Origin of the sequence: Arthrobacter sp. ZGTC131 (assembly GCF_002929275.1) — a bacterium.
In the GTDB taxonomy this organism is placed as follows: Bacteria; Actinomycetota; Actinomycetes; order Actinomycetales; family Micrococcaceae; genus Arthrobacter.
In genome coordinates this window covers 49065-64643 of record NZ_PJIK01000009.1, presented here as the reverse complement: position 1 = coordinate 64643, position 15579 = coordinate 49065, and the positions used below count along the sequence as shown (strand labels likewise).

Annotated in this window: 14 protein-coding genes and 2 pseudogenes; 6 read left to right on the top strand and 10 right to left on the bottom strand. The window is 67.3% G+C overall.

Features of this window, described 5'->3' with window-relative positions; translation table 11 throughout:
• Window positions 1-30: 30 nt before the first annotated feature.
• From CXQ90_RS12650 to CXQ90_RS12640, 3 genes are all read right to left on the bottom strand, one after another.
• On the bottom strand, window positions 31-252 hold the full coding sequence (locus tag CXQ90_RS12650; protein WP_104139585.1) for a hypothetical protein: 222 nt from the start codon (window positions 250-252) through the stop codon (window positions 31-33).
• Between the two features lie 93 nt (window positions 253-345).
• Entirely contained in the window at window positions 346-1326 is a 981-nt protein-coding gene (gene pheA / locus CXQ90_RS12645) for a prephenate dehydratase (protein ID WP_104139583.1), read from the bottom strand.
• Window positions 1327-1366: 40 nt separating this feature from the next.
• Window positions 1367-1693: a rhodanese-like domain-containing protein gene (locus CXQ90_RS12640; RefSeq protein WP_104139582.1), complete on the bottom strand. Its 327-nt coding sequence runs from the start codon at window positions 1691-1693 to the stop codon at window positions 1367-1369.
• 193 nt (window positions 1694-1886) lie between these two features.
• On the opposite strand from CXQ90_RS12640, the gene CXQ90_RS12635 reads away from it, so the two are divergent.
• Window positions 1887-3365, top strand: coding sequence for an amidase (locus CXQ90_RS12635; RefSeq protein ID WP_104139580.1), 1479 nt, complete (start codon window positions 1887-1889; stop codon window positions 3363-3365).
• A gap of 75 nt (window positions 3366-3440) precedes the next feature.
• Window positions 3441-4923 (top strand): annotated as a pseudogene (locus tag CXQ90_RS12630) (peptide MFS transporter).
• On the opposite strand, the gene CXQ90_RS22410 reads toward CXQ90_RS12630, so the two are convergent.
• From CXQ90_RS22410 to CXQ90_RS12615, 3 genes are all read right to left on the bottom strand, one after another.
• On the bottom strand, window positions 4904-5464 hold the full coding sequence (locus CXQ90_RS22410; RefSeq protein ID WP_181038548.1) for a hypothetical protein: 561 nt from the start codon (window positions 5462-5464) through the stop codon (window positions 4904-4906). The pseudogene CXQ90_RS12630 and the gene CXQ90_RS22410 overlap by 20 nt on opposite strands.
• A gap of 108 nt (window positions 5465-5572) precedes the next feature.
• Window positions 5573-6163, bottom strand: coding sequence for a DUF4190 domain-containing protein (locus CXQ90_RS12620; protein WP_104139577.1), 591 nt, complete (start codon window positions 6161-6163; stop codon window positions 5573-5575).
• Window positions 6164-6272: 109 nt separating this feature from the next.
• The gene (locus CXQ90_RS12615; protein ID WP_104139576.1) at window positions 6273-7361 is read right to left on the bottom strand and encodes a nuclease-related domain-containing protein; all 1089 of its coding nucleotides are present in this window, start codon (window positions 7359-7361) and stop codon (window positions 6273-6275) included.
• A gap of 320 nt (window positions 7362-7681) precedes the next feature.
• Here CXQ90_RS12615 and pgm point away from each other — a divergent pair, with 320 nt between their 5' ends.
• Window positions 7682-9331, top strand: coding sequence for a phosphoglucomutase (alpha-D-glucose-1,6-bisphosphate-dependent) (gene pgm / locus CXQ90_RS12610; RefSeq protein WP_104139574.1), 1650 nt, complete (start codon window positions 7682-7684; stop codon window positions 9329-9331).
• A 171-nt stretch (window positions 9332-9502) separates the two neighbouring features.
• Here the strand turns inward: pgm and CXQ90_RS12605 are convergent, their stop codons facing one another.
• Complete coding sequence (locus CXQ90_RS12605; RefSeq protein ID WP_104139573.1) at window positions 9503-10108, bottom strand: malonic semialdehyde reductase; 606 nt, start codon at window positions 10106-10108, stop codon at window positions 9503-9505.
• Between the two features lie 286 nt (window positions 10109-10394).
• On the opposite strand from CXQ90_RS12605, the gene CXQ90_RS12600 reads away from it, so the two are divergent.
• Window positions 10395-11741, top strand: coding sequence for a uracil-xanthine permease family protein (locus CXQ90_RS12600; RefSeq protein ID WP_104139572.1), 1347 nt, complete (start codon window positions 10395-10397; stop codon window positions 11739-11741).
• 149 nt (window positions 11742-11890) lie between these two features.
• Here CXQ90_RS12600 and CXQ90_RS12595 read toward each other — a convergent pair whose 3' ends face one another.
• Both CXQ90_RS12595 and CXQ90_RS12590 read right to left on the bottom strand, forming a co-directional pair.
• Window positions 11891-12433, bottom strand: coding sequence for a hypothetical protein (locus tag CXQ90_RS12595; protein ID WP_104139570.1), 543 nt, complete (start codon window positions 12431-12433; stop codon window positions 11891-11893).
• A 123-nt stretch (window positions 12434-12556) separates the two neighbouring features.
• On the bottom strand, window positions 12557-13456 hold the full coding sequence (locus CXQ90_RS12590) for an SDR family oxidoreductase (RefSeq protein WP_104139569.1): 900 nt from the start codon (window positions 13454-13456) through the stop codon (window positions 12557-12559).
• 257 nt (window positions 13457-13713) lie between these two features.
• Here CXQ90_RS12590 and CXQ90_RS12585 point away from each other — a divergent pair, with 257 nt between their 5' ends.
• A complete protein-coding gene (locus CXQ90_RS12585) occupies window positions 13714-14202 on the top strand; it encodes a DUF6328 family protein (RefSeq protein ID WP_104139567.1) in 489 nt (162 codons plus the stop codon).
• A 26-nt stretch (window positions 14203-14228) separates the two neighbouring features.
• Window positions 14229-14345: pseudogene (locus CXQ90_RS23165) on the top strand (DUF6766 family protein); the annotation flags it as partial.
• 58 nt (window positions 14346-14403) lie between these two features.
• Here CXQ90_RS23165 and CXQ90_RS12580 read toward each other — a convergent pair.
• Window positions 14404-15528: a glycerate kinase gene (locus tag CXQ90_RS12580; RefSeq protein ID WP_104139566.1), complete on the bottom strand. Its 1125-nt coding sequence runs from the start codon at window positions 15526-15528 to the stop codon at window positions 14404-14406.
• Window positions 15529-15579 lie beyond the last annotated feature (51 nt).

The following is a 15579-nucleotide window of genomic DNA, read 5'->3' as shown; positions in this document are numbered from 1 at the left end:
CGGAGTGGCGGTCGCGGAATGATCCCCGGCCTAGGCCGTCTTGGCGGTTCCCGGATGCTTGGCGGCTTCGGCGGCGGCCTTTGCGGCTGCACGCGCCTCGGACTGCTCGCGGATCATGGCCTGTTCCTCTTCGAAGCGCAGGCGGTCGGCCCGGTCCGCGTCATCCCCGTCCCAGTCAACGTTTTCGGAGGTCGGTTTGGGGTTAACGATCATTCCCTGGCCGTCGTTGTCGGTGCTGGTACTGTCTGACATGACCCGCTCCCTTCGTTGGGGCCACCCCCCTTATTGATCAGGCAAGCATACGCACAGTCACATGGGCAGGGAAGTGCCTCAACGGGCATTTGTCTACGCTGTGGGCGAAGCTTTCACCGTCAGTCCGGAGCCGAGAGTTTCCCCTGCGAGTATCTCGCCGACCCATGCATGCGCGGCACGGAATGCTTCGTCGGACGTATGAGGCGGCACCACGGGGGTTTGCGCGTCCGCGCGCCCGTAGGAACCCAGGAATCGCGTGGCGGGGCTGATGCGGTGCAGGCCGGCGAGGGCGTCGGCCACCCGGGCATCCGCCACGTGGCCGTCGGCGTCAATGCTGAAGAAGTAGTGGCCGAGGTACTGGCCCGTGGGCCGGGACTCGATCCGGCTCAGGTTGACCCCGCGGGTGGCGAACTGGTCCAGGATCTCCATGAGGGCACCCGGCCTGTCCTCGGGCAACGGGACCACTACCGTGGTCTTGTCCGCGCCGGTCCGGGCGGGCAGCACCCCGGGGCGGCTGACCAGGACAAAGCGGGTCACCGCTCCTGGGTTGTCGCCGATGTTCTCTGCCAGCACATGCAGCCCGGGCTGTTCCCGGGCGACGATCGGTGCACAGATGGCGGCGTCGTAATGCGGATCGTCCTCCAGCAGCCCCATTGCCGCGGCGGCGGTGGAGGATCCCGGGAAGTATTCCACGCCGGGAATATTGGCGTCCACCCAGAGCCGGCACTGCGCCCAGGCGTGGCCGTGCGTCGACACCCTGCGGATCTGCGAGATTTCCACGCCAGGCCTGGCCACAAGCACAAAGCTGATGGGCACCAGCGCCTCCCGGATGATCCGGAGCTCTTGCCCTGTGGCGATCGCATCCAGCGTGGCCGTCACCCCGCCCTCCACCGAGTTCTCAATCGGCACCATGGCAGCGTCAGCGGAGCCGTCGCGGACCTTGTCCAGCGCGGTGTTGACGTTGGACGACGGGATGCGCACAGCCTGCACTGCGTCCGGAACCTGCATGAGCGCCGCCTCCGTGAATGTGCCCTCAGGGCCAAGGAAGGTATAGGTGGGGCGGGAGGAGGGCATGTGCAGTTTTCCTTTGGTGTTACGTCAGGGGGCGCGGAGGTCAGAGAACCACTGGTTTGAGGCCGTTGTCCGAGACCAGCGGCTTGCCGGATTCAAGCCACTGGTCCATGCCCCCGGCCACGTTCATTGCCGAGTAGCCCTGGCCCGCGAGCCACTGGGCAGCGCGGAAGGACCGCCCGCCGGTGCGGCAGATGACGTAGAGGTCATCGTCCGGGTCAAGGTCATCGAGGCGTGCGGGAAGCTGGTCCAAGGGGATGTGCACGGCGCCTTCCGCGTGTCCGGCCACCCACTCGTAGTCCTCCCGGACGTCCAGGATGGTGGCGTCCGCCGGAACGTCGTTGACGGTGACGGTATCGAAGTCACTCATGGGGGTCCTCTCCTTGGCTCAAGCTCTCAGCACCAGCGTATCGCCAGCGACGGGCCGCGCACCCCCGGCTGCGCAGGTTACGCTGGTCAGCAGACCCGAAGGAGAGCCTCAGTGCCTGCCCGTCCCCTCATAATCCGAGCCGCCGCCACCGGCAACGTGGCGGGAACACCCGAGCGGGCGGAGCTCCGCTTCCGTGGCTGATATCCACCACCTTTCCGCCGTCCGGCTCAGGGATGCCATCCGCTCCGGCGAGCTCTCCGCGCGGGAGGCAGTGGCTCATTTCCTGGGCAGGATCGACGCCTCCAATCCCCGGCTGGGGGCGTTCGTCACCGTCACCCCAGACATGGCCATGGCTGATGCCGCCGCGGCGGACCACCTGTACGCGCGGCGCTCTCCGGGCCAGGAACTGCCGCCGCTCCATGGCATGCCGCTGGCCTTCAAGGACCTCACCGATGTGGCCGGCGTGGTCACGACTCACGGCAGTGCCGCCCTGGAACGCCGCCCCGCTCCGATGGACGGCGCCCTGGCGGCGGTACTGAAAGGTGCCGGCGCTATTTCCCTGGGCAAGACGCAGGTGCCCGAGTTCGGGCTGACCGCCTACAGCGAAAACCGCATCGCGCCGCCGTCGCGAAATCCGCATGCCCTGAGCCGCAGCTCGGGCGGTTCCTCCGGCGGCAGTGCCGCAGCGGTAGCAGCCGGGCTGCTGCCGTTCGCGCCGGGAACCGACGGCGGCGGGTCAGTCCGGATTCCGGCTGCGGCCTGCGGCCTGCTGGGGCTCAAGCCCGGACGGGGACTGGTCCCCGCCGGAGAAAGCGGCGGTGACCCGGCAAAGCTGGTGGTGGCGGGGCCGCTGGCGCGCTCGGCAACCGACGCCGCGCTGATGCTCGACGCGCTGGTTGGGGACCGGTCCCAGGGTGCTGGCCAGGGGTCAGGCGAGGGTCCAAGCCAGGGTTCAAACGGCCCGGAGTCCGTAGCCGGGTACCTCGACTCCGTGAACCGTGAACCGGCCAAGCTGCGCATCGGGGTGAGCCTGGACAGCCCCTGGGCCGGAATCTTCCCGTTCACACCGGATGCCGAAGCCCTGGACGCGCTCGAGACCGGGGTCCGCCTGCTGACTGAGGCCGGGCACGACGTCGTCGAAACTGCCGTCCGCTACGACAACCGCTACCCGGACGCCTTCACGACGGCCTGGACCGCAGGGGTCGGGGCTGCCCGGATCGCACCGCAGCGTGAGGCCCTGCTGACTCCCCTGACCCGCACGTTCCGGCGCCGCGCACAGCAGCGGAGCGCCTCGAAACTCAGCGAGTCGCTGGCGTTCCTGCGTCAGTTCCAGCGCGACACGGTGGCACAGTACGCCGAGTGGGACCTGATCCTCACCCCGTCGCTGGCACAGACGCCGCGGCCCGTGGGCTGGTTTACTGGGTCCGCCCACGGGGACGGTCACTGGCCCGTCTCGGAGTGGGCCGGCGACGCCGACGGCGACTACCGCCGGCAGTGCGAGTTTGCGCCGTGGTCCTCCATGGTGAACGTCTGCGGCCTGCCGGCAGTCAGCATCCCGGTGCACTGGACGGGCGGCGCCGCCGGCCAGGGGCTGCCGATGGGGATCCAACTGATCGGCCATCCGGGCTCCGAAGCACTGCTCCTGCAGACGGCGGCGCAGCTGGGATTCTAGGCCGCCGCGCGGCAGCAGTTGCTGCGGGCAACCGAAGATGTGACAACCGCTGGCCGCAGTGTCACCCTTGAGTAAATGAGCACTACTCATTTATCCGATCGCCCCGCTACAACGCCGGGCGATACTTCCTTTTTCGGCCACCCAAAGATGCTGGCCAGCCTTTTCTCCGTGGAAATGTGGGAGCGGTTCTCCTTCTACGGCATGCAGGGGATCCTGCTCTATTACATGTACTTCACGGCGGCCGAGGGCGGCCTCGGAATTGAGCAGGGGCTGGCCGCCGGCCTGGTGGGTGCCTACGGCGGCGGCGTCTACCTGTCCACCATCCTCGGCGCCTGGCTTGCGGACCGGCTGTTCGGTTCCGAACGCGTGCTGTTCGGCTCCGCCATCCTGATCATGTGCGGGCACATCGCCCTGGCACTGGTGCCGGGAATTCCCGGTCTGATTGCGGGACTGGTGCTGGTGGGCGTCGGCTCCGGCGGCCTGAAGGCCAACGCCACCGCCCTCGTAGGCACGCTGTACGGCGAGAAGGATGACCGCCGCGACGCAGGATTCTCCATCTTCTACATGGGCATCAACCTTGGCGGGCTGATCGGTCCGCTCGTTACCGGCTGGCTGCAGGAAAGCAACGGGTTCCACTGGGGCTTCGGTGCCGCCGCCGTCGGCATGGCCCTGGGCCTGGTGATCTATTCGCTGGGCCGCAGGAAGCTCCCGGCGGAGGCGCACCGGGTGCCCAGCCCGCTGCCTGCGGCGCAGCGCTCCCGGTACGGGCTCATTTTCCTCGGCATCGCCGGGGTCCTCGCCCTGCTTCTCGCGACGGGAGTGGTGAATGCGGAGAACCTTGCCATAACCGTGGCCTATGCGGCCATCGGTGCTTCCGTCCTCTACTTCGTGCTGATCTTCGCCAGCAAGAAGGTCACCGGCACCGAACGCAAGCGGGTGGCCGCCTTCATCCCGCTGTACATTGCCTCCGCAGCGTTCTGGGCGCTGTTCCAGCAGCAGTTCACGTTCATCGCCGTGTACTCCGAGGAGAAGCTGGACCGCAACGTGTTCGGCTGGGAGATGCCGGCCGCCTGGGTCCAGTCCATCAACCCGGTGTTCATCATCGTCTTCGCCGGGGTCATGGCCGCTCTCTGGACACGGCTCGGCTCCCGGCAGCCCGGATCGGCCCTCAAGTTCTCGATCGGCCTGTTCGTGATGGGCCTGGCCTTCTTGGCGTTCATTCCACTCGCCGGCGAAGGAAAGACGCCCTTGCCCGCCCTCGTGGGGATCCTGTTCCTGTTCACCCTCGCCGAGCTGTTCCTCTCCCCCATCGGCCTGTCCGTGACCACCAAGCTCGCGCCGCAGGCCTTCCACACGCAGATGGTGGCGCTGTTCTTCCTGTCGGTCTCGCTCGGCACCACGCTGGCGGGCATCCTGGCGGGGCTCTACAACCCCGACGACGAACTTCCGTACTTCGTCGGCATCGGCGGCGCGGGCATGCTGCTGGCTATTGGCCTGGCAGCAGCCTCACCGGCTAGCCTCACCGGCTATCCGGAAGCTCATGAGCGGCGTACGCTGACCGCGTGAACCCTGTGAGTCGGCTCCCGGTTGAGCGCCGCCTGTACGTCGCGGTTCCCGGTGAGGCATCCGACGTCGAACTCCTGCCGGCCGGCGACGTCACCGACGGCATGGTGCGGGTGGGCGGCACCGTCCGCCGCCCGCAGCAGCCGCAGAGCTACGCCGTGGCCGAGTATCTGGACTGGCTGGAGGATGCCCGCTTCGAGGGCGCGCCGAGGTTCCTTGGCCGGGACGCAGACGGCCTGGACGTCCTCACGTTCGTCCCGGGTGAATGCGCCGGCGCCGTGCCGGAACAGTGGGTGCAGTCCGAGGAGCTGCTGAGCTCCGTGGCGCTGTTGGTGCGCCGCCTGCACGAGGCGTCGGCGGGCTTTGTGCCATCCCGGCATCTGTTTCCTCGGCATTTGTTGCCGCCTGGACCGGTCCGGCTGGATCAGGGCGAGCTGGTCTGCCATCTCGATGTGACCCCGCGGAACGTGGTTGTCCGCGCCGGCCAGGCCGTGGGCGTCGTGATCCGCCGCCGCGGCCCGCTGGCTGGAAGACAACGGGCCGCGGCTGGTCGAGGCGCTGACGGTTTAGTACCTCAGACGGTGCCGGTCGGAGTGTGCCGGTCAGGCGGTGCTAATCGGACGGTGCCGGTCAGAGTGTGCCGGTCAGAAGGTGCCGGAGGACGTGGTGGAGAGGCCCGCCAGAAGCAGCCCAAAAACAACGATCACCAGGATCGTCAGGGCGATGCCGATGTATCCCATCACGAGGCCCGCAATGGCGAAACCCCGGCCCGACGGTTCGCGCCGCAGGGCCATGTGGCCCAGGATCACTGCCGCCACCTGCGGCAGGAGGAAAACCCCGAATCCCACGAATACCGCAATCCCGCAGCACAGGCTGGCGATGCTCAGGTTCTTCGGCGCTGCGGCCATGCCGTAGTAGGAAGGCTGGCCGTAGGGGCTGCCATACTGTCCCGCGTATTGCCCTGCGTATTGCCCTGGCTGGCCATAAGGACTGGCAGGTTGGGCGTACGGGCTCCCGGCCTGCGAATACGGGCTGCCGAAATTCGCCCCGGCACGGTCATTCTGCCGGCCCTGCCCGCCGTACTGCTGCCCGTACTGCTGGCCGTACTGCTCGCCAGGCGGCGTGTACAGCGGCGGCGCCGGGATGTCCGATCCCTGCGGCGGAATGTACGACGGCGGCTGGTAGCCGTCAGGTTTTGGGTCGCCGCCCGTTCCGGCGGGGCGCTGCTCTGTCATGGAAAATCCCCTTATTAAGTCCTGAACAAAACACTACCGCCGCACCGGGAGTTTTATCCCCCAGCGTTGCCGCCGCCAGGTGCTGGGAACGTCCGTCACAGGCCTGGTGCTATTTGGGCAGCAGCTCCCACAGCAGCCACAAGGGCGGGGCGAGCAGCGCGGTGGAAACGAGACCGGCGATCAGGGCCATTCCGGCTGAGCGAAGCACCGGCCTGGACTGATACTCCCGGCCGAGTGCGTCCAGGCCGCCGGAGTATTGGCGCCGGGAAGTTTGGCGGGAGGCTTGGCCGCGGAATCCGGGCCGCTTGGCCGGCGGGAAGGCTGGCCGGGCAGTTGACGGCAGGACTGGCAGAACAGAAGACGGCAGGACCGTGGCGTGCCGGAAACCGGAGTTCCGGACGCTGGCGTGCCGGGGAGCAGGCGGCGGCGCAGCAGACGGCGCGGCCAATGACGAGACTGCGGCTGATGGATCGGCCGCCGGCCGCAGGGTGGTGGACGCGCGGGAAACTGCCGAACCCGAGGCATCGGCGGGGGCTCCTGCATTCTTCGCCAACGCGACCCGCCCGGGCCTGCCCCCGGGGCCGCTAGCGTCCGGCACCTGGGGCTGGGTCAGGAGCCGGCCGAGCTGGGTATAGAGCTCCACAATGGCCCGGGAATCCAGCACATCCGGCAATCCGGCCACGGCTGCCACCACACTGTCGATTCCATGGACTTCAATGCCCGCGGCTGTGGTCCCGGAGAGGCCGTGCTGCCCGGCCATGCAGATCAGGGACCGGACGAAGCGCCGCCGGGGCGCCGGAAGCAGGGCGGCCACAGCGGCGGCCTGCCCCAGGGCAACTTCGATGGCCGGGTGCCGTGCATACCCGTTCTGGCGCAGCACACCGTCCGTGACCTCCACTTTGCCGTTCCAGCTCTTGGCTCCGATGACGATCACGCCACCCGGACCCACCAGCACGTGATCCAGACGGGCCAACGGCCGCCCGGGCCAGTGGACGTCATGCAGGAGGAACCAGCCCCACGGATCCAGCTCGCCGAGCCTGGCCGCCATGAGCTGATCGCAGCCCGGACCCGCGCTCACGCGCCCCGACCCCGACCCCGACCCCGGGGCATGGTCCGCCCGGTCGAGGTCGCGCTTCAGCCGCGCAATCCGCTCGGACGCCAGGCGCGTCCGCTCGAATGCCCCATCTGCAGCCCCCATTGTTCCCCCTGAGTTCCTCGTACTTCCAAAGCGAAACGCCGTTCCGGTAGACCGTTGTTCCGGAAATCAATGTGCGCCGCCGCTGCCCGCGGGCAGGCGCCGCCGGAACTTTCCACCCGGCCGGACGCCCGCCGTCGTCATTGCTGTTGAAGGTAGCAGTCCATTATTCCGCCGGTATATAGGTACTTTTTGCCCCCTGTACTCAGTTTTGACCGGCATACGTCCAAGTAGTCGGCCCTATTTGGGGACATCCGGCGTCACAGGGGCCGGATTTCGGACATGCCGTGTTGCGCCCCCCCGTCGTCTGGCATGCTGGTGCAATGGCTAGCCGCGCGGGCACAGTTGCCCAACCCCAAGACCTTGTTGACCTGACCGCACTTCTGGATGCGTATTACGACGTGAAGCCTGATCTGGGAGACCCCGGACAGCGCGTGGCGTTCGGGACCTCCGGGCACCGCGGATCCAGCCTGAAAGCGTCCTTCAATGAAGGGCATATCGTGGCCATCACCCAGGCGATTGTGGAATACCGCGCCGGCCAGGGCATCACCGGACCACTGTTCCTTGCCAAGGACACGCACGGGCTCAGCGAACCGGCGCAGAATTCCGCGCTGGAGGTGCTGGCGGCCAACGGCGTGAACGTCCTCATCGACGCCCGCCACGGCTACACGCCCACCCCTGCCCTGAGCCACGCCATCCTCACCTACAACCGGAACGCCCCGGCCGGCGCCCCGCAGGCCGACGGAATCGTGGTCACCCCGAGCCACAACCCTCCCGCTGACGGCGGCTTCAAGTACAACCCGCCGCACGGCGGCCCCGCTGACACGGACGCCACCGGCTGGATCGCCAACCGCGCTAACGAACTGCTGGAAAACGGTCTCCGCGGCGTGAAGCGCATCCCCGTGGCCGACGCCCTCGCCGCCGAGACCACCGGCAAGTTCGACTTCCTCAGCAGCTACGTGGACGACCTCCCGTCGGTGCTGGACCTTAACGCCATCCGCGAGTCCGGCGTCCGCATCGGAGCCGACCCCATGGGCGGCGCCTCCGTGGACTACTGGGGCGAAATCGGCGAACGGCACCACCTGAACCTCACCGTGGTCAACCCCACCGTTGACCCGCAGTGGGCCTTCATGACCCTGGACTGGGACGAGAAGATCCGGATGGACTGCTCCTCGCCGTCCGCGATGGCATCACTCATCAACCGAATGTCCGACGGCGCCACGTTCGACGTCGCCACCGGCAACGACGCTGACGCCGACCGCCACGGCATCGTCACGCCCGACGGTGGCCTGATGAACCCCAACCACTACCTCGCCGTCGCCATCGACTACCTTTACCGCAACCGCACCGGCTGGAACCCCGAGTCGGTGATCGGCAAGACGCTCGTCTCCTCCTCCATCATCGACAGGGTGGCCGAAAGCCTGGGCCGCAAGCTCGTTGAAGTGCCGGTCGGCTTCAAGTGGTTCGTTCCCGGCCTGCTGTCCGGCGAAGGCGCCTTCGGCGGCGAGGAATCCGCCGGAGCCTCGTTCAACAAGATGGACGGCAGCGTGTGGACCACGGACAAGGACGGCATCCTGCTCGCCCTGCTGGCCTCGGAAATCACCGCCGTCACCGGCAAGTCGCCGTCACAGCTGTACAAGGGCCTCACGGACCAGTTCGGCGCCCCGGTGTACGCCCGGATTGACGCCGCGGCCACGCGGGAGCAGAAGGCGGCGCTCGGCAAGCTGTCGTCCTCCGATGTCACCGCCACCGAGCTCGCCGGCGAAACGATCACCGCCAAGCTCACCGAGGCTCCCGGCAACGGCGCGTCCATCGGCGGCCTGAAGGTGGTCACGGAAAACGCCTGGTTCGCTGCCCGCCCGTCCGGCACCGAGGACGTCTACAAGATCTACGCCGAGTCTTTCAAGGGTGCAGACCACCTCAAGCAGGTGCAGGCCGAGGCCAAGGCGCTGGTGGACGGGGTTATTTCCTAGCCCGGGCCCCCGCCCAACCGGCGCTGAACGGGACTAATATTGGAATTGGCCCGGATGCTTGCCGTGCAGTTCGCTGCAGAAATGCTGCCCCGAATGCCTCCGGAATGTCCCCCATATTGCCGGAGGCATTCCGCGCCGGGGCCCTTTGGGAGCGGGAACCCTTTTTCGGGATTAGACGGTGCGGACGACGTCCTCGTAGGCGAACTTCCGCTTCGCTTCGCCCCAGGCGTCGGCTGCGGGCTGGCCGATGTTGACCACGAGGAAGCTCTTCTGGTCGCCGGCCGGGAAGAACTCGGCGTCAATGGCGGCAAAGTCCGCGCCCGTCATTGGACCCGCGGCGAACCCGAGCGAACGCACAGCCAGGATGAAGTATCCGGCCTGCAGGTGGGCGTTGTTGTTGCCCGTGGAAGTCGCGAGGTCCGGCGAGGCGTCATACATGGCCTTCGGGGCGGTGTAGCCGGGCAGGAAGTTGTCCCACTGCTCCTGCCAGGAGATGTCGTAGCTGAGGATCGCAACGAGGGGTGCGGAAGCTGTCTTGGCGCGGTTCCCGGCGGAAAGCGCGTCCACAAGCTTGGCGCGGGCCTCGTCCGAGCGCACGTAGGTGACGCGCAGGGGCTGGGAATTGAAGGCGGTGGGACCGAACTTGGTCAGTTCATAGATGGCGCGGGCCTGCTGCTCGGTGACCTCACCGGTGAAGGCGTTGGCTGTGCGGGCTTCGGCGAAGATCGCGTCCACGGCTGCGGAATCGATAACGGCTTCTTCATGGGCGATTGTCATTCTGTTCCCTTTCGCTTTGCCGGCCGTCCCTGCGGGGACGGCCGGGCAGTCCTTCTTTCCATGGTTTCAACTTCGTGCGCGGGTGTCCTCTTCCCGTGACGGGCAGTTACGGCGTGTGACCTTACGCACGGCCTCTCCCGCCGTGCGCTTACAGCGGTCCTCCCCTGGACCTCCCGAGCACCTCTCGCGAATTTGGCCCTCTCGTGCCGGGCCGCGGCGCGGTATTGTTGCACCGAAAGATCCCAGCCCCCGACAGTGCGGGCTCCCCCTCTGAAAGGCCCCGGCAATGAGCATGCTCGGAACCAAATGGAAGCTGCACGGCAACGGAAAAGCCGTCCGCCCGGGCGAAGTGGTGGCGCCGGGTGAACGGCTTACTTGGCCCCTGACAATCGGCGTGGGTATGCAGCACGTGGTGGCCATGTTCGGCGCCACGTTCCTGGTGCCCATCATCACCGGAATGCCGCCGGCCACCACGCTCTTCTTTTCGGGCATCGGCACGCTCCTATTCCTCGTCATCACCCAGGGGCGCGTGCCCAGCTACCTCGGCTCGAGCTTCGCGTTCATCGCGCCCATCATGGCGTCCCAGCAGCAGTACGGCGTGGCCGGCGCGCTGGGCGGCGTGGTGCTGGCCGGCGTCGGGCTTGCGGTGATCGGTGCGATCGTGCAGAAGTTCGGCGCTGGCTGGATCAACCGGCTGATGCCGCCGATCGTCACCGGTGCCATCGTGGCCCTGATCGGCCTCAACCTCGCGCCGGCCGCCAAGACCAACTTCGACGCCGCGCCCGTGACCGCGCTCATTACGCTGGCGACCATCATCCTGGTCAGCGTGCTGTTCCGCGGGATTGTGGGCCGCCTGAGCATTCTCGTGGGCGTGGTGGTGGGCTACCTCGCGGCCATGATTCGCGGCGAGGTGAGCTACGCCAAGATGGACGCGGCCGCCTGGGTCGGGCTGCCCCAGTTCCAGACTCCCGAATTCCATCTCGGCGTGGTTGGCCTCTTCGTGCCGGTAGTGCTGGTGCTCGTGGCCGAGAACATCGGGCACGTGAAGTCCGTCTCCGCCATGACCGGGCAGAACCTGGACGGCGTGTCCGGCCGCGCCCTGATGGCCGATGGCGCTGCCACGGTGCTGGCCGGCTTCGGCGGCGGTTCCGGCACCACCACCTACGCGGAAAACATCGGCGTCATGGCTGCCACCAAGGTCTACTCCACCGCCGCGTACTGGGTTGCCGGTATCTTCGCCGTCCTGCTGAGCTTTTCACCGAAGTTCGGCGAGCTGATCGCCACCGTGCCCCCGGGTGTGCTGGGCGGCGCCGCCACCATGCTGTACGGCATGATCGGCATCCTGGGTGTGAAAATCTGGGTGCAGAACAGGGTCAACTTCTCCAACCCGGTAAACCTGACCACCGCCGCCGTCGCCCTGATCATCGGCATCGCGGACTACACCTGGACCATCGGCGACCTGAAGTTCACCGGCATCGCGCTGGGATCCGCCGCCGCCCTGGTGATCTACCACGGCATGAAGGCCACTGCGAAGGCCCGCGGAACTGCAGCCGAGCCGGAGGCCGAGGGACCGGTGCCGGCTGCCAAGGCTGCGATCAACGCGGCCGCCAAGCGGACTCCGAAGAAGCGGTAGGCCCAGCGGCATAGGATTCCCGGGCATTTCTGCACCGTTTTCAGCGCCGCCGGCCCCTTGGCGCCCCGGGAATTCGGGGTGCCAAGGTGCCGGGTCGGCTGCAAAGCGGTGCAGAAATGCGGCCCAGCGGCCAGGTTTCCGGCCCGCGGCTACCCGGCGTCGAACGTCTCGTCGTCGTCATTGGGGGACTTTTCCTTCGGCAGATCGTTGCCGCTGCCGTCCGGCAAGCCGCCGGCCTCCTGCCCCGGTTCCGAGGAGAACTGCCCGGAGTCCGAATCGTCCGCATTGCCCTCATCAATTTCGGCGTCCGCAGACGGCACAGCGACGTCCTCGGCCCCGGGAGGAGCACCGGGATCGCGCGGAACCGGCGACTCCCCTGAGTCCTGGTCGAAGCCTGCCCCGCCACTGTCGCCCTCCGCATGGAGCTGCTCGTCAGTGCCTCCGAAGCGGCCCGCCCCGGGCTCGCCGGCGCTGTCCCGGTCCTCCTCGTCGAAGTGGCTGAGGTTGGGTGTGCCCGTATCGAAGGTCTCGCCGTCCGGGCTGTTCTGGTTCAGGCCCGCGGCATCGAAATCCTCCTCCTCGCGGGGCTGCGCGAACTGCTTGGCATCTCCGCCGGTTTCCTGCTCAGCGGTGGGCGTGCCGTAACCTCCCGCCACCTCTTCAGGGGCTGCGTGCTGGTTGTCCTGGCTCATGTTTTCCTCCTGGTTGGCTGGAAATTGTTGGCTGGAAAATTGCTGGAAATTGGTGGGCGTCGGTGCCGGGCCGGGTCCGCCTGAAGCTCATTGCCGCCAGACGGCCAAGGCATGGCAGCCCCGTCAGAGCCCCTTGCCGCCGGTGACGGGAACCACTGCGCCGGAGATGTACGACCCTGCGTCGGATGCGAGCAGGACGTACGCGGGGGCCAGCTCCGCCGGCTGGCCTGCTCGCTGCAGGGGCGTGTCCTGGCCAAACGTGGGTAGCTTGTCCGGCCATTCCGTGGCCGGAATAAGCGGGGTCCAGATGGGGCCGGGCGCCACGGCGTTGACGCGGATTCCCTTGGGCCCCAGCTCCTGGGCGAGAGCCTTGGTGAAGGCAACCTGCGCCGCCTTGGTCATGGCGTAGTCGATGAGCCCCGGGGACGGGTTGAAGGCCTGGATGGACGCAGTGGTGATGATGGACGCACCGGCTTTGAGGTGCGGCACAGCCGCACGGGCAGTCCACAGCAGAGAGTACAGGTTGGTCTTGAAAACCCGGTCAAACTCTTCGGTGGGGAGCGATTCGAAGCTCTCCCGGTTCTTCTGGTAGGCGGCGTTCAGCACCACCACATCCAGCCGGCCGAACTCCGCCACGGCGTCATCCACTAACCGCGTGCTGAATTCCTCTGTCCGGCCGTCCCCTGCGAGGAGCAGCGCACGCCGGCCGGTCTTGCGGATCCATTCGGCTGTGTCTTGGGCGTCGTCCTCTTCCTCCGGGAGGTAGGAGATGGCGACGTCGGCCCCTTCCCTGGCGAAAGCGATGGCCACAGCCTTGCCGATACCGGAGTCACCGCCCGTGATGAGCGCCGCCTTGCCTTGCAGCGCGCCGCTGCCTTCGTAGCTCAGTTCGCCGTGGTCCGGCTGGGGATCCATCGGGGCGGTAAGGCCCGGCTGTTTCTGCTCTTGCTTCGGAAAAGGCCCCGCATGATACGTCCCGCGGGGATCGGCGGGCTGGTCAGGCTGCTTCTCTGAATCACTCATAGTCCACCTACTCACATGTTCGGGCTAACAGTGCAAATCGTTTAGGGCCGGCACTTCGCGGCGAAAGGATCAAGGTCCGTCCCCGCTCCGGCACGGCCGGACGGTCCGGCTCTTCGAACCTAACGCAGTTCTGACGACCAAGTCCACCACCTGGACGAAAATAGACAGCAAACTTAGCAATTGTTGAATTCGGTGAGGGTTGAGCCTAGGTTTGGAGCCAAAGAGGCAGCCGTGACGACGCCCGTGGAGGAGGATGCATGACAGATCCCGACAGTCCGGCTGGCAGCGGTAGAAATGAAACGCGGGAGGAACAGCTCGACCGGAACTGGATGGAACTGATCCAGGAGCTGCGCGTACTTCAGACGGGCGTGCAGATCCTTGCCGGCTTCCTGCTGACGCTACCCTTCCAACAGCGCTTCGAAACGCTCGACGACTTTCAGACCAACCTTTACCTCGTGAACGTGGCGCTTGCCGCGTTAACCACCGCCTTCATCCTGCTGCCCGTCAGTGTGCACCGGCGGCTCTTCCGGAAACGGCTCAAGGAAACCCTGGTGACCAGCGCCGACAACATCACCAAGATCGCTTTGGCAGGCGTGGCGGCCCTCAGCGTGGGAACCGCCGCGCTTGTTTTCGACGTCACGGCCGGACGCAGCGCCGGCCTCATTGCGGGAGCGGTGCTCCTTGTGGTGCTCGCCCTTCTCTTGGCCTATGTCCCCCTGCATCTCCATCGGCAGGCGCGGAAATAGGCTGCCGGCCAGGACCGCGAGATTTCTGGCAAAGCGAGTTCCTCGCCGTGGCGGTGCTGGTGGACACGTCCGTCTACCTGCGCGAGAAGGGCTGCCCCGAGTCAAAACCGGTGGCCGAGCCGCACTACGAAACCGGAGCCTGAGCCGGCCGCTCAGAGCGACGGACGGTCAGCGGTCGGAAGCCGCCCGCAGTCGGCGCGGTCAGGCTCCTTCGAGCACCTGCTTCGTGGCCCATGCAAGGTACTTTCCGGCATTGGCGACGGCGTCCTCCGGGCTCTCCGCCACGTCCAGCAGCTGCGCCGCGGCCACCACGCCGTGTTCGGCCAGCTCCTCCGGAGTGACCAGAATCCGGCCGGCCACCACAATCACCGGAATCCCCCGTTCCCGGGCGGCGTCCGCGAGGGCGATGGGCGCCTTGCCCGTGAGGGACTGCGAGTCCATGGACCCTTCGCCGGTAATGACCAGGTCGGCGTCCTTGAGCTGTTCGGCGAGCCCGGTCAGCCCGGCCACGAGCGCGAAGCCGCCTTCCAGCGTGGCCTGCGTGAAGGCAAGGAACGACGCCGGGAAGCCGCCGGCCGCTCCGGCACCCGGCACGTTGACGTCCCGGCCCGTAGCCTGCCGGAGGATGGACGCCCAGTTGCGCAGGCCGGCGTCGAGCTTTTCCGTGGCGTCGTCGTCGGCGCCCTTCTGCGGGCCGAAGACATGCGCGGCGCCGGTGCTGCCGTACAGCGGGTTCTGGACATCCACGGCGATCCTGAACGTCACGGCAGACAGGCGCGGGTCCAGCCCCGAGACATCCACGGACACCGCATCAGCCAGGGATCCGCCGCCCAGCGGCACCACATTTCCGGCGGCGTCGAGCGGCTTGAGCCCCAAGGCACGCAGGGCTCCGCTGCCGCCGTCGCTCATGGCCGAGCCGCCTACGCCCAGCACGATCTCGGTGGCGCCGGCATCGAGGGCGGCCGCGATCAGCTGCCCGCAGCCGTAGCTGTGCGCCCGGAGGGAATTCTCCGGTGTTGGCTCCATGTGGGCGAGGCCGGACGCCTGGGCCGTCTCGATCACGGCAGTGGCTCCCCCAGTGCCGTCCTTCCGCAAGGCCCAAGCCGCGCCGATGGGAGCCAGGATTGGGCCCACCACGGCGTTGATCCGCTCCTCGTAACCTGCAGCGACCGCTGCTTCGAGGGTGCCTTCGCCGCCGTCGGCCACCGGAAACTGGGTGGCTACGGCGTCGGGATAAACGCGGAGGGCGCCCTCGGCGATGGCGGCGGCGGCTTCGACGGCGGTAAGGGACCCCTTGAACTTGTCCGGGGCAATGAGGATTCGCATGCCACCATCCTGCCAGCAATGCGAAGGATCACCGCCGCCCTTTCCGTCATT